Here is a 13576-nt window from a genome sequence, read left to right as displayed (position 1 = left end):
GCAACTCGCCTGGGTTATTTTTTAACGGCATCCCGCACCACTAACTGGCCACCCGGCTGCATGGTGACGCCGCTGATATTTTTCCGCGCTGCATACAGGTCATCCTGGTAAAACAGCAGCACCTGCGGTGCCAGTGCGCTGATGCGTTTCTGCGCCTCGAAGTAGAGTGCTTTACGTTTGGCATCATCCATGGTGGAAGCGGCGGTATCGATCAGATCATCGGTTTGCTTATCGCTAAAGAAACCAAGGTTGGCGCCACCCGGAGCGAAGCTGCTGGTGTGGTAAAGCGGGCGCAGTTGCAGGTCCGAGCCATATAAACCTGATGACCACGAGGCCAGCACCGCATCAGTGCCCTGCGAGGCTTTCTCTTTTGCATCGGCGAAGGCCGCTTTGGTCCAGACACCACTTTCCATCTGGCGCACATTCAGCTTCACGCCAATTTTGCTCCACATGCCCTGCAACACCTGCGCCGTGCGCGCATCCGGTGCCTGTACCGCAATCGACATGGCAAAGCCATCGGCATAACCCGCCGCTTTCAGCAGGTCTTTGGCTTTCTGGAGATCGTAAGGATAGTCATGCAGGCTTTTATCGTAGTTCACATCAACCGGTGCCAGTGCGGAGTTGGCAGGCTGGGCATAACCAAACATTACCGCCTTACTCAGCGCCTGCTGATCGGTGGCGAAGTTCAGCGCCTGACGCACGCGGACATCGCTCAACGCTTTACTTTGCGTATTAAGATCAACCCAGAAAACCGCCGCACCCGGCGATTGTTTCAGGTTGATGTTAGGATTGTTTTTTAACATGCCAGCAAATTGAGGTGGCACCGGGTTAATAATATCGACCTGGCCGGATTGCAGCGCCATATTCATCACCGAAGGTTCGCTGCTCCACGTCCATTTTATTTCGTCCGGCCCGGATGATTTACCCCAGTAATCTGCGTTCTTTTGTTCCAGCACGTATTCACCGGATTTATATTGCACCAGCTTATAAGGCCCGGTGCCATCCGCTTTATTATTGATGCTGCCGTCTTTATCCGCCTTCGGGCTAACCATTAATCCCGGGCCGGACGCCAGCACCGTCAAAAACGCCGGATTTATTTTCTTCAGTTGAAATTCCACGATCAGATCGTCTTTTTTCTTCACGTCCTGAACAAAGGTGCGAATTTTACCGCTGGCGGCAAGACCGCGTTTGGTATCGAGATGGCGCTGAAAGTTTTCCACCACTGCATCGGCGTTAAAGGGCGTGCCATCATGGAATTTTACGTTGGGACGCAGTTTAAAAGTCCAGTTCAGTCCGCTGGCATCGCTGCTCCAGGAGAGCGCCAGCGCCGGAACCGCCTTGCCATCATCACCCAGTCGCGTCAGGCCTTCGTACATCGGGTCCAGTACCGTGCCGGTAAAGGTGGCGGTCTGATTACCCGGATCCATGCTGCGTGGCGGTTCGTTCTGCATAATGACCAGTTGGCTGGCAAACGCAGAGGCGCTGGCAAATAGCGACATCATGCAGCCCGCGAGAGTAATAACCCTGAAACGCTTAAGTGTGCTTTCCATGAAGGCCCTCAGATACGATTGGTGAATTATCCAGGCCATATAAGGCACAACTGCCAAACAAAAGCCAATAGGTTAGTTCATATATTTTACTTATATCTCGATCCAGGTTCAGAAAATTAACTAAATGCCATTGTATTTGTCCTTATGGCTTATTATTGTCAGTGAAACAGTGCTTTGATCGCGGGACTCTTGATGCTCAATGCCCATCAGCAACAAATTATTCGTTTGCTTATCGCTTCACATGGCATGAGCCGTACGGCTATTGCGCAGAAGATGAAAATGAGTAAAGCGGCCATTAGCACCCTGATTAAAGAGATGCTTAATGCCGGTTTACTGGAAGAAAGTATTGCTGAAGCCAGCGGCCAGGGCCGCCCTTCGGTTTTATTAAAAATGCGTGCCGATAGCGCTTATTTTCTTGGTGCTTCGTTGCTGGGTGAGCAAATCACCCTGGTGTTGATCGATATGCATGGGCACGTACTGGCAAGCAGCGCGCTGCCCCTGAGCCTCGACTCACAACAACTCACCCAGGCCATTGCCGCAGCCATCCCCCCGCTGGTACAGAGCAAGGGGATCTCACCGGATCAACTGATTGGCCTTGGCGTTACGCTTTCTGGCTTTGTCGATGAACACCAGGCAGTCTGTGTACAATCGGCCCTGCTCGGCTGGAAAAATGTCGCACTGGCGGAGATGCTGAAACAGGCAACCGGGCTGGAGGTGTCGCTGGAAAATGACGCCAAAGCCCTGGCGGTGAGCGAGAAAATCTTCGGGCTGGCGAAGAAAGTTCGTAACTTCACCCTGATTTCGCACAGCGATGGCATCGGTTCAGCGCACTTTTTTCAGGGGCAACTGCATCGCGGCGCCCACGGCGGTGCCGGAGAAATTGCCCATTGCACCATTGAGCCCGGCGGCCATCCCTGCCGCTGTGGTAAACGCGGTTGTCTCGACACTCTGGCATCCTTAACCGCCATCCGCGAAAACATGCGCGAGAAGACTCTTGATGCCGCAACCCTGGCGGAGCTGGAAAATCTGGCGGTGAAAGGCAGCAGTGCGGCGATTGCCATTCTGCACCGCGCGGGTAATGCGCTCGGCCTTGCCATTGCCAATATCATTCAGATGAACGATCCGGAATTGATCGTGATTGCCCATCATCCCGGCGCGTTTGATGGCTTGCTGAAAACCGTGGTGATGCAGGCCATTGATGCCAATGTCTTACCTTCCATCATGGGTAAGACGCCGATTTCGACCATCGTCCTCAGCGACGAAAGCTGGGCCAGAGCCGCTGCCAGTGTGGCGGCCTATCGTTTTTTAATTCATCTACCCGAGTAACGGAGGCGGCAATGCGCATTGCTTTTGGTGGTATTCATACTGAGTGCAGTACCTATAACCCGGTGCTGAATTATGCTGACGACTTCCGTATTCTGCGCGGTGATGAACTCACGGCGAGTCCTTATTTTGCTTTTCTTGCCGATTACGATGCCCTCTTCCTGCCGACCTTTCATGCCCGCGCCATCGCCGGTGGCCCGGTCGCACGCGTCACTTACGAAGATTTTAAACAAGATTTCTTAAGCCGACTGGCGACGTTGTTACCCGTAGACGGCGTGTACCTGGCGATGCACGGCGCGGTCTACGTTGAAGGAATGGAAGACGCCGAGGGCGACTGGATTGCCGCTACCCGTGAGTTGGTTGGTGACGATTGCCCGATCAGCGTCAGCTATGATCTGCACGGTAACGTCACGCAACGCATCATCGATGCGATCGATATGTTCTCCACCTACCGCACCGCGCCGCATATCGATGTGGAAGAAACCATGCGTCGCTCGGTCGCGATGCTGGTGAAAAGCCTGCACAGCGGCGTGAAACCTGGCGTTGTCTGGGCACCGATTCCGGTGGTGTTGCCCGGTGAACGCACCAGTACCGAGGATGAACCGGCGAAAAGCCTGTATGCCCGCCTGCCCGCCATTAACGCGATCGATCATATCTGGGATGCCTCACTGATGGTGGGTTACGTCTGGGCCGATGAACCCCGCGCGACGGCGGCAGCCATCATGACCGGTACCGATGCCGATGTGCTGGCTGAACAGGCGGCAAAACTGGCGCTGGCGTACTGGCAGGCCAGAGAACAATTCAGTTTTGGTTGTGTCACCGGCAGCACTGAGGAGTGCGTACGGATGGCGATTGCCAGCCCTACCCATCCGGTGATTCTGGCGGATTCCGGTGATAATCCCACCGGAGGCGGTGTCGGCGATCGCGGCGATATGCTGGCCGAGTTGATTCGCCAGGGTGCACAAGGGGTGATCGTCGCAGGGATTACCGACAAACCGGCGACCGATGCAGCTTTTGCCGCCGGAGTCGGCGCAACCCTGCCATTGACCCTTGGCGCAACGCTCGATCCTGCGGGTGGCAAAGCCAGCGCGCAATTTGTGGTGACTAACCTGGTGGATGACGCGCGGTCCGTCGCGAAACAGGCGCTGCTGCAAACGGGTGGCATCACCGTGGTAGTCGCTGACAGACGCCGTCCCTACCATAATCTGGCGGATTTTGCGCTGCTGGGGCTGGATCCGGCCACCGCCAATATTGTGGTAGTAAAATCCGGTTATCTGTCCCCCGAACTGGCGCCACTGGCCAATCCTAACCTGATGGCGCTATCCGAAGGCGTGGTCGATCAGTACGTGGAACGCCTGGTCCGCAAGCGTAAGACTCAGCCTGCTTATCCTTTTGATACCGATTTTGATTTCCTGCCGGTAAGCACCCTGTCCGCACGCTTTATGGCAGATCCGCAGCGATGAAGACGCAGGAACCGGTGTTGCGCATAGAAAATCTGTCAGTGGCGTTTCGCCACGAGGATCACTGGCGCGAGGTGGTGAATAACGTCTCATTTGACATTCACGCTGGCGAAACGCTGGCGATTGTCGGTGAATCCGGCTCCGGTAAAAGCGTCACATCAATGGCGATCATGCGCCTGCTGAATGCCCGTCACGCGCGCATCACCGGCAAGGTGCTGCTCAACGGCAGCGATTTGCTGCTGCTGAGCGAAGCCGCCATGCGCGATATTCGTGGCAATGCCGTGGCGATGATTTTTCAGGAGCCGATGACCAGCCTGAATCCTTCGTTCACCATCGGTCATCAGATTGCCGAGGTGCTGACCACGCACCGGAAAATTTCGTCGCGAGCCGCCAGAGAAGAAACGATTCGTTTGCTGGAAAAGGTACGCATCCCCAACGCCGCAAAACGCTTTGATGACTACCCCCATCATTTTTCGGGTGGGATGCGTCAGCGGGTGATGATCGCGATGGCGCTGGCGTTGCGGCCAAAATTGCTGATTGCCGATGAGCCAACCACAGCGCTGGATGTCACCATCCAGGGGCAAATTCTTGATCTGATTAAAACCTTGCAGGAAGAAGAAGGCACGGCGGTGCTGTTTATCACGCACGATATGGGCGTGGTGGCCGAAGTCTCAGACCGCACGCTGGTGATGTATCAGGGTGATGTGGTGGAGACCGGCACCACCGCCGCCATCTTCTCCGCCCCGTCGGCGGAATATACGCGCACGCTGCTTGCCACTGTCCCTCAGCTCGGGGCGATGCGCGGTATCGAAGGGCCACGTAAGTTTTCGGATCCTCACTCGCCTTGTGCGATGCCGCGCTTGTCGGCGCAACCGTTGCTGTCGGTGAAAAATCTCACTACCCGCTTCAGTATTCATGAGGGGCTGTTGAGTCGCAAAACCGGTGCGGTCCACGCGGTGGAAAATATCTCTTTCGACCTGATGCCGGGCGAAACCCTGTCGCTGGTGGGTGAATCAGGCTGTGGTAAATCCACCACCGGCCGCTCCCTCACCCGTCTGACCCGCGCCGCATCCGGTCAGGTCGAGTTTGACGGTTATGATGTGCTCAGTCTCGGCCCAGAGGAATTACGCAAACTGCGTTGCGCAATGCAGATGATTTTTCAGGATCCCTTCGCCAGCCTGAACCCGCGCATGTCAGTGCAGGAAGCGCTGACCGAGCCGTTTTTGCAGCATCGGTTGGGCAGCAAAGCTCAGGCCAGACAAAAAGCCGCTGAACTGATGGAGCGTGTGGGATTGTCGGCAACGATGCTGAAAAGATATCCGCACGAATTTTCCGGCGGCCAGCGGCAACGTATCTGCATAGCGCGTGCGTTAATGCTCGATCCGAAAATGATCATTGCCGACGAATCGGTTTCCGCGCTGGATGTGACGGTGAAAGCGCAAATCATTAACCTGCTGCTCGATTTACAGCAAAACCTCGGCTTGTCGTATCTGTTTATTTCTCACGATATGGCGGTGGTGGAACGCATCAGCCATCGGGTAGCGGTGATGCTGCTGGGTGAGATTGTCGAGATTGGCCCGCGCGCGGCAATTTTTGAAAACCCGCAGCATGATTACACCCGTAAGCTGCTCTCCTCGGTGCCGGTACCGGATCCGGCACGCCGTCAGCTCAGACGACATATGGAGGTCAACGAGTTGAAAAGCCCGGTCCGGCCACTGGGTTATGTGCCGGAAACACGTCGCTATCGCGAAGTCAGCACCGGGCATTGGGTGATGGAGTAACCATTCACAACGGACGCAGCAAACGCGCCGGGTTACCGGCGTAAACACCCTTCTGCGTAATATCTTTGGTTACCACACTGCCCGCACCGATCACCGCACCATCACAGATGCTGACAGCCAGAATGGTCGCACCGCTGCCAATCGCCACTTCATTGCCAATCACAATTCTTCCCCAATGGGTGCGGTCCGGATCGGGTTTGCCCTCACGAAACAGGTCATTGGCAAACATCACACCGTGCCCGATAAAGCAGTTTTCACCGACGGTGACGTATTCACAGATAAAACTGTGCGACTGAACTTTGCTACCACGGCCAATTACCGTGTTTGCCTGAATTTCAACAAACGGGCCGATAAACACCTCATCTTCAAGGGTGCAACCATAAAGGTTCACCGGCTGCCAGACGGTGACGTTGTTGCCGCTGATAACATCTTTCACACCGATTTCGCGTAAATTCATTGCCATAGTGACTCCATGTACTGGCCGTAGCTACCGTCTTGAACGTCAATCCCTGGTGCGAATAAATTCGCACCCCACAGATGTAGGGGCGGCATTTATGCCGACCATGCCAATAACCGCACCGAGCCGTAGCGGCGCGATTTATCGCGCAATCCGTACGCCGTGCCGGGAAAATGCGTTACGTTATAAGGATTGCTACCCGCTACTTTATCAAGGAATGTTGTGTGTCTCATTTTAATCAATATGGTCAACCCGTAGGGTTTGCTCTGCCGGACTGGCAGCCCGTCGCGCGTCCCGCCGTCACGCCTCTGGTGGGGCGGTTTTGTACGCTGCAACCTTTACAGACCGGACACTGCGCATCGCTGTTTGCGGCATTTTCTCAGGCTGAAGACGATCGCGACTGGACATGGCTGGGTGCCGAACAACCCCACTCGCTGGAAGAGATGCAGCGCTGGGTCGCACACAAAATTGCTGATGCCTTGCTGATACCTTATGCCGTCATCAGCCATGCCAGCCAACAGGCGGTGGGTGTGGTGTGTTTCGCCAATATTGACCCGCAAAATGGCGCGCTGGAGATTGGTCATGTGACCTGGTCACCGCTGATGCAGCGTAATGTGCTGGGCACGGAGGCATTGTTTCTGCTGCTGGCCCAGGCCTTTACGCTGGGCTATCGTCGTGTGGCGTGGCGCTGCGACTCACTGAACCATGCATCGCGTCGCGCAGCGGAACGTATCGGCTTCACCTTTGAAGGCCGTTTTCGCCAGGCAATGACACGCAAACAACGCAACCGTGATACTGACTGGCTGTCGATTATTGATACCGAATGGCCTGCCATTTATCAGGCGATAACGCGTTGGATAGACGAGGAAAATATCGATAATTCAGGGCGGCAAATTTTGCCATTACATCGATTCCTTAAGCGAAATTAATTTCGCTCACTCGGGATTCCCCTTGCTGAAATAGCGGTTATAAATCATGTACCATCCAGCAAAATAACCGCCTGTTTCGCATGGAAATAACCCAATACATTTGTAACCAAATAAATCCGCCATTTTGCTTCAATAGTTTTTAAACTAAATAAATTTTAAAATTTCAATAACAATGTTTTAAATTTGTTGCGAACTTTTTACTCATCGCTAAGAAACGTTGTTATCGCAATGAAAAAATCAACTACATTACTCACCTCGCTTTCGCTCACTGCACTGCTTGTCAGCTCTGCTGTTCATGCCGCCGACACACCGGAAAAGACTGATGTGCTGCTGATTGGCGGGGGCATCATGAGCGCTTCTCTGGGAACCTGGCTGGAAGAATTACAACCCAGCTGGAAACAGGTTATGGTCGAAAAGCTGGACGGCGTGGCACTGGAATCGTCGAATGGCTGGAATAACGCTGGTACCGGCCACTCCGCCAATATGGAGTTGAATTATACGCCAGAACGTCCGGACGGAAGTATTGATGTCAGCAAAGCGCTGGAAATCAACGAAGCCTTTATGATTTCCCGTCAATTCTGGACCTCGCAGGTTAAACGTGGCGTATTAAATACCCCGCATAACTTTATTAATTCTACTCCGCACATGAGTTTTGTCTGGGGCGATAAAAACGTTGAGTACCTGACGAAACGTTATGAAGCGCTGCAAAAAACTGTGCTGTTCCAGGGAATGAAATTCTCCACCGATCACGCGCAAATTCAGCAGTGGGCGCCGTTGATTATGGAAGGCCGCGATCCGCAGCAGAAAGTGGCAGCGACCTGGACCCCGGTTGGCACCGATGTTAACTACGGCGAAATTACCCGTCAGCTGATTGGCAGCCTGAAAAAGAACGATAACTTCTCGCTGGAAACCTCATCAGAAGTAACCGATTTCAAACGTAACAGCGATAACAGCTGGCACGTCACCATTAAAGATGTGAAAAGTGGTGAAAACCGCACCATCGATGCACGTTACGTGTTTATCGGTGCGGGCGGCGGCGCGCTGAAACTGTTGCAGAAAACCGGTATTCCTGAAGGTGAAAACTACGCGGGCTTCCCGGTGGGCGGTTCTTTCCTCGTTACCGAAAACCCGGCGATTACCAGCCGTCATCTGGAAAAAGTTTATGGTCAGGCTTCCGTGGGTGCACCACCGATGTCCGTACCGCATCTTGATGCCCGTTTCCTTGATGGCAAGCGCGTGGTGCTGTTTGGACCATTCGCCACCTTCTCAACCAAGTTCCTGAAAAATGGTTCTTTGTTTGACCTGTTGGGCACCACCACCACCAGCAACTTTATGCCGATGACCCACGTAGGCATTGATAACTTCGATCTGGTGAAATATCTGATTGGTCAGGTGATGCTGAACGACGATGATCGCTTCGCCGCGCTGAAAGAATACTTCCCGGAAGCGAAGAAAGAAGACTGGAAACTGATTCAGGCGGGTCAGCGTGTACAGATCATTAAGAAAGATGCCGAGAAAGGGGGTGTGCTGAAACTGGGTACGGAAATCGTGACCGATCAGCAGAAAACCGTTGCCGCCCTGCTGGGTGCATCACCGGGAGCCTCAACCGCAGCGCCGATCGCGATTAACGTGATCAAGCAGCTGTTCCCGACCGAATTCGCCAGCCCGGAATGGCAGCAGAAAATCCATCAAATCGTTCCGGCCTATGGCCAGAAACTGAACGATGACCCGGCACTGGCCCAGCAGGTTTGGGATGACACAGCCGCAACGCTGCAACTGACCAAACCCCCGGTGATCAATATGCCAGCCGCTGCCGCTCAGCCGCAGGCAACGACTCCGGCAAAAACGACTTCCTCGCCGCAACACGATATGGCGCTGTAAGTCTCAACCCCGTGCCACCTGGCTCGGGGTTATTCTTTATATCAACTGCGTTCAATGACACACAGATAACAGCCAAACCGGGCGCTATGCACATGGATATAAGCGGTTTCAGGTTGACGCAACATCTGCAAAATTAACGGCTCCGCCTCACCGCCTTGCGTGACCTCCGCCGCAATAATCATATGTGCTGTATTAAAGGCTCGTAGCGAGAGTAACCGGGTTGTCAGATACGCTGGGACTTCATCTTGATAAACACCTTGTGTGGTACATCCCTCATGGATATAGATGGCGTGCCTGCCTGAATAAGGCGTTGCCGCTGGTTGGTAGGCGTGATTGACCAGAATCGCATACTCCCCCTCCGGCACATCACGCAATGCAATGCGATCCGGAAAACTCAAGGATCTATCAGCCCGCTTACGTATCGCCAGATGTAACGCCAGATAGCGCTCATCCTGACCAAATAAATGTGTAAACTCTCTGCTGTCCAAACCGCGAATGGTATAAGCCATATTATCCTCCAGACGTTAAGCGTGGAGGTATTAAGCACCTGAACACGACGGCGTGCTCGCTGTTAACGGTCATGGAGTTTTCGATGATGAGGCTTAAGACTTATGCTCTGGCAAACATCATTTCCAGCACCGCATTTTGCAGATGCAGCAGAAAGGATTGGGCTGCGATTTCACCGAGGAAGGAAATTCGCCTGTTGGCTAAAAATTGGTTATTATCCGCCCCCACACTCCCCCCTGGCGACCTGATGTCTGTTATTTTTGATACCTTTATTGCCCCACCGTGTCATGACCAGATAGAAACGCTCTATCAGGACGAACACCTGGTGCTGATCAATAAACCCGCCGGCCTGCTCAGTCTCTCGGGCAAAAATCCGCAAAATCTCGATTCCGTACATCACCGGCTGGTCAAGATTTTTCCGGGCTGCACCCTGGTTCACCGTCTTGATTTCGGCACTTCCGGCTTGATGGTGATTGCGCGCAATAAGGTGATCAACTCCGCCCTGTGCCAGCAATTCAGTCAGCGCAGCGTGACCAAGGTTTACAGCGCACTGTTGTGCGGACATCTTGAAAACCATGAAGGGGTGATAGACGCGGCGATTGCCAAAGATCCGGCGCGCTTTCCACTGATGTCAATTTGTGCAATCCACGGCAAACCCGCCCGTTCTCGCTATCAGGTGGTTGAACGTTTCAATCATGAGCTGGAAGATGGGACGTTACTGCCGTTAACGCGGGTGCAGCTAATTCCGGAGACCGGTCGCACCCACCAACTACGTATTCATTGCCAGCTGCTGGGCCACCCTATTTTAGGTTGCGACCTGTATGGCGGTCGCCTGCTGCCTGGCACGGAAAAAGCCCCACGGCTAATGCTGCACGCCAGTGCGCTGGATTTTGTGCATCCTGTCAGCGAAGAGTGGATCAATGCGCGCCATAATAGCCCGTTTTGAACGGGCAACGCTCTGATTACCACATCAAATCATCAGGCACTTTAAAATCAGCATAGGGATCATCTTCATCATGCTGTTCCTGGCTCAGGGGGCTGTTTAATACAATATGGCTCGCATCTCGCTGGGCGATTTTATCAGCGACCACTGCGGGGATAATCGCGTATTCACTCTTACCATTGCTATCAACTACCAGGCGGGCGATAGCAAGACGCCCATTCACCAGTTGCGTTTGGGTCAACTTATCAACACTGATTTTTTTAATTAAATTGTTATCGGTGAAATTAAATTCAATATCACCTTTTGCAACGACGATTCTGTTCATCTCAATAAGTTGCTTCACCTGAGCTTTATATTCTTTTGCTAAAGCCGCTTGTTTTTGTTGTTCGCTTAGCTGCTTATCTCGCTCAAGTTGCGCTTTTTTATTCTCTTCCACCGCCTCTCTGGCCTCACGAGCCTGAACGCGTGATTTTTTAGCCGTCTTTTGGACTTTGGCCATTTTCTTGCTGGTCACTAATCCAGCCTTCAGTATTTGCTCTTGTAAGGTAAGTTTTGTCATCTTCGCTTCTAAACCATCTTAAAAATTTTGGGGGCAGCCCCAACTCTCACGTCTATTCATTGCCCCAGTGATTGAGAAAAGTGGCGAACTCATCAACTGAAAATAACGCGCCAGTGCATCAGGTTCTGACTCGCTTACCGGCTTTGTCACTTCCGCCTTGTACTTATCCACGATGCCATAAAATTTAAGCGCTACGCCATTGTTCATCAGTTGGGGGTTAAAGTCTATGCCGTGCCTGCTGTGAATTTTCTTTACCTGTGTGCTTTCATAAGGTTATATAAACCCACCAAATGATTAAGCGGAATATTAGCTTTTTCGCTGCGGCTGTAGCTATTGCCAGGACGATGGGTATTGTTCACTGATATCACGTTCGGAAAGGGTATTTAGAGCATGGCAGCCAGGGTTTGATCAGCAACTCGCGTTCACTTACTCATGGTAATGACGATGAACGCAAGCTGCGTTAGAACGCTGATTACCTGACATAAAAGGAAACTGCGCGTCAGGCACGGGTTGCAATCAGAATGGCTGATGCTTTGATCAGAGCCAGCACGCGACTGCTCTGATTCAGCTTCATCTCTTCCTGGCTTTCGTTGGTAACGACGGCGATGATTTCAAACCCGGCGTCAGTTGCAATATGCACTGTCGCGTTAACTGCGCCTTCAGTCACGCGGGTGACGCTACCGGCATACTGGTTACGCGCGGAGAACTTAAGGCCACACTCTTCAGTGGCAAGGGTGACCCATGGCGCTTTAATGAGCGCGATGGCCTCTTTACCAACCGCCAGGCCTAAGGCTTCTTTACTGCTGTGGGTGACAATCGCCACCAGTCTGACACCACCAGCGAGCGTCAATTCGACTTCATCATTGACCGCGCCGATGGTGACTGCGCTGACCGTGCCAACCAGTTGATTACGTGCTGATACCTGCATAGAAACTCCTTATCTCGCGATTGAGTGATTATCGGATTTATAGTCTGATATCCGTCTATTTAGCGCTGTTTCCGTTTAAGTTCAATAAGCCATTTTTTGACTGCTGTTATGAGATTTAGCTTGTTTACAAGTCGGGGTGTTTTTCACGACTGTATCTATCCAGAAAAAAGGCGTGAGCTTATGAAGTTGGCCGCGAAATCGTCGCGCTCCAGCCAAATTTTCAGCACATCGACTCCGTTAACATTTCCTGCTATCCCGGTATCCCTGAAGGTGAAAACTACGCGGGCTTCCCGGTGGGCGGTTCTTTCCTCGTTACCGAAAACCCGGCGATTACCAGCCGTCATCTGGAAAAAGTGTATGGTCAGGCTTCCGTGGGTGCACCACCGATGTCCGTACCGCATCTTGATGCCCGTTTCCTTGATGACAAGCGCGTGGTGCTGTTTGGACCATTCGCCACCTTCTCAACCAAGTTCCTGAAAAATGGTTCGCTGTTTGATCTGTTAGGCACCACCACCAGCAACTTTATGCCGATGACCCACGTAGGCATTGATAACTTCGACCTGGTGAAATATCTGATTGGTCAGGTGATGCTGAACGACGATGATCGCTTCGCCGCGCTGAAAGAATACTTCCCGGAAGCGAAGAAAGAAGACTGGAAACTGATTCAGGCGGGTCAGCGTGTACAGATCATCAAGAAAGATGCCGAGAAAGGGGGTGTGCTGAAGCTGGGTACGGAAATCGTGACCGATCAGCAGCGCCCTGCTGGGTGCGTCACCGGGAGCCTCAACCGCCGCGCCGATCGCTATTAACGTGATCAAGCAGCTGTTCCCGACTGAATTCGCCAGCCCGGAATGGCAGCAGAAGATCCATCAAATCGTTCCGGCCTATGGCCAGAAACTGAACGATGACCCGGCACTGGCGCAGCAGGTTTGGGATGACACAGCCGCAACGCTGCAACTGACCAAACCCCCGGTGATCAATATGCCAGCCGCTGCCGCTCAGCCGCAGGCAACAACTCCGGCTAAAGCGACTTCCTCGCCGCAACACGATATGGCGCTGTAAGTCTCAACCCCGTGCCGCCTGGTGCGGGGTTTTTCTTTGTCTGCCCTCATCAATCGTACATCTCTCAAAACGCCCTACGGTAAAATCAGGTATATTCAGCGAAACCAGGCAGCTATGCTGTCTCTGAGTTATACGTGATGCTGACAAAAATCGAATAAGGGATTTATTCGTTCCCTCCGGAAACATTGAGATCGAA

Annotated in this window: 12 protein-coding genes and 1 pseudogene; 7 read left to right on the top strand and 6 right to left on the bottom strand. The window is 53.0% G+C overall.

The features are described from left to right. Positions 1–14: 14 nt before the first annotated feature. Positions 15–1550 carry an ABC transporter substrate-binding protein gene (locus HA50_RS28565; protein WP_084880586.1) on the bottom strand — a complete coding sequence of 512 codons (1536 nt, stop codon included), beginning with the start codon at positions 1548–1550 and terminating at the stop codon, positions 15–17. A 192-nt stretch (positions 1551–1742) separates the two neighbouring features. Between HA50_RS28565 and HA50_RS28560 the strand changes: the two genes are divergently transcribed. From HA50_RS28560 to HA50_RS28550, 3 genes are read left to right on the top strand one after another with little or no spacing between them, the layout of a single operon-like run. After that, a complete protein-coding gene (locus tag HA50_RS28560) occupies positions 1743–2876 on the top strand; it encodes an ROK family transcriptional regulator (protein WP_084880583.1) in 1134 nt (377 codons plus the stop codon). A gap of 11 nt (positions 2877–2887) precedes the next feature. Next, positions 2888–4336: a M81 family metallopeptidase gene (locus tag HA50_RS28555; protein ID WP_084880580.1), complete on the top strand. Its 1449-nt coding sequence runs from the start codon at positions 2888–2890 to the stop codon at positions 4334–4336. Further along, positions 4333–6114 (top strand): ABC transporter ATP-binding protein, encoded by a 1782-nt coding sequence (locus HA50_RS28550; RefSeq protein WP_084880577.1) that lies wholly within the window; start codon positions 4333–4335, stop codon positions 6112–6114. Before HA50_RS28555 ends, HA50_RS28550 begins: the two co-directional genes overlap by 4 nt. A gap of 4 nt (positions 6115–6118) precedes the next feature. Here the strand turns inward: HA50_RS28550 and HA50_RS28545 are convergent, their stop codons facing one another. Beyond that, positions 6119–6577 (bottom strand): acyltransferase, encoded by a 459-nt coding sequence (locus HA50_RS28545; RefSeq protein WP_139811089.1) that lies wholly within the window; start codon positions 6575–6577, stop codon positions 6119–6121. A gap of 218 nt (positions 6578–6795) precedes the next feature. Between HA50_RS28545 and HA50_RS28540 the strand changes: the two genes are divergently transcribed. Next, a complete protein-coding gene (locus HA50_RS28540) occupies positions 6796–7500 on the top strand; it encodes a GNAT family N-acetyltransferase (RefSeq protein ID WP_244193715.1) in 705 nt (234 codons plus the stop codon). Positions 7501–7728: 228 nt separating this feature from the next. Then, entirely contained in the window at positions 7729–9381 is a 1653-nt protein-coding gene (gene mqo, locus HA50_RS28535; RefSeq protein WP_084880571.1) for a malate dehydrogenase (quinone), read from the top strand. 41 nt (positions 9382–9422) lie between these two features. Here mqo and HA50_RS28530 read toward each other — a convergent pair whose 3' ends face one another. Next, positions 9423–9890, bottom strand: a complete 468-nt coding sequence (locus HA50_RS28530; RefSeq protein ID WP_084880569.1) for a DUF1203 domain-containing protein — start codon at positions 9888–9890, stop codon at positions 9423–9425. 245 nt (positions 9891–10135) lie between these two features. On the opposite strand from HA50_RS28530, the gene HA50_RS28525 reads away from it, so the two are divergent. Then, positions 10136–10834: an RluA family pseudouridine synthase gene (locus tag HA50_RS28525; RefSeq protein WP_084880566.1), complete on the top strand. Its 699-nt coding sequence runs from the start codon at positions 10136–10138 to the stop codon at positions 10832–10834. 16 nt (positions 10835–10850) lie between these two features. Here the strand turns inward: HA50_RS28525 and HA50_RS28520 are convergent, their stop codons facing one another. The 3 genes from HA50_RS28520 to HA50_RS28510 form a co-directional block, all read right to left on the bottom strand. Next, a complete protein-coding gene (locus tag HA50_RS28520; protein ID WP_084880563.1) occupies positions 10851–11390 on the bottom strand; it encodes a DUF2058 domain-containing protein in 540 nt (179 codons plus the stop codon). 18 nt (positions 11391–11408) lie between these two features. Next, a complete protein-coding gene (locus tag HA50_RS31945; RefSeq protein WP_084880560.1) occupies positions 11409–11597 on the bottom strand; it encodes a DUF2543 family protein in 189 nt (62 codons plus the stop codon). Between the two features lie 292 nt (positions 11598–11889). After that, positions 11890–12318 (bottom strand): TOBE domain-containing protein, encoded by a 429-nt coding sequence (locus HA50_RS28510; protein WP_084880557.1) that lies wholly within the window; start codon positions 12316–12318, stop codon positions 11890–11892. Positions 12319–12611: 293 nt separating this feature from the next. Between HA50_RS28510 and HA50_RS28505 the strand changes: the two are divergent. Further along, positions 12612–13380: pseudogene (locus HA50_RS28505) on the top strand (malate:quinone oxidoreductase). The last annotated feature ends 196 nt before the right edge of the window (positions 13381–13576 follow it).

It is taken from the genome of Pantoea cypripedii (genome assembly GCF_002095535.1).
Lineage (GTDB): Bacteria > Pseudomonadota > Gammaproteobacteria > Enterobacterales > Enterobacteriaceae > Pantoea > Pantoea cypripedii.
The sequence above is the reverse complement of the archived record's forward strand: the minus strand, read 5'-3'. Positions and strand labels throughout refer to the sequence as shown.

Excerpts from the sequence above, each read along its gene's own strand:
- HA50_RS28565 (WP_084880586.1), bottom strand. The coding sequence starts at position 1,550 with ATGGAAAGCACACTTAAGCGTTTCAGGGTTATTACTCTCGCGGGCTGC.
- HA50_RS28560 (WP_084880583.1), top strand. The coding sequence starts at position 1,743 with ATGCTCAATGCCCATCAGCAACAAATTATTCGTTTGCTTATCGCTTCA.
- HA50_RS28555 (WP_084880580.1), top strand. The coding sequence starts at position 2,888 with ATGCGCATTGCTTTTGGTGGTATTCATACTGAGTGCAGTACCTATAAC.
- HA50_RS28550 (WP_084880577.1), top strand. The coding sequence starts at position 4,333 with ATGAAGACGCAGGAACCGGTGTTGCGCATAGAAAATCTGTCAGTGGCG.
- HA50_RS28545 (WP_139811089.1), bottom strand. The coding sequence starts at position 6,577 with ATGGCAATGAATTTACGCGAAATCGGTGTGAAAGATGTTATCAGCGGC.
- mqo (WP_084880571.1), top strand. The coding sequence starts at position 7,729 with ATGAAAAAATCAACTACATTACTCACCTCGCTTTCGCTCACTGCACTG.
- HA50_RS28530 (WP_084880569.1), bottom strand. The coding sequence starts at position 9,890 with ATGGCTTATACCATTCGCGGTTTGGACAGCAGAGAGTTTACACATTTA.
- HA50_RS28525 (WP_084880566.1), top strand. The coding sequence starts at position 10,136 with ATGTCTGTTATTTTTGATACCTTTATTGCCCCACCGTGTCATGACCAG.
- HA50_RS28520 (WP_084880563.1), bottom strand. The coding sequence starts at position 11,390 with ATGACAAAACTTACCTTACAAGAGCAAATACTGAAGGCTGGATTAGTG.
- HA50_RS31945 (WP_084880560.1), bottom strand. The coding sequence starts at position 11,597 with ATGAACAATGGCGTAGCGCTTAAATTTTATGGCATCGTGGATAAGTAC.
- HA50_RS28510 (WP_084880557.1), bottom strand. The coding sequence starts at position 12,318 with ATGCAGGTATCAGCACGTAATCAACTGGTTGGCACGGTCAGCGCAGTC.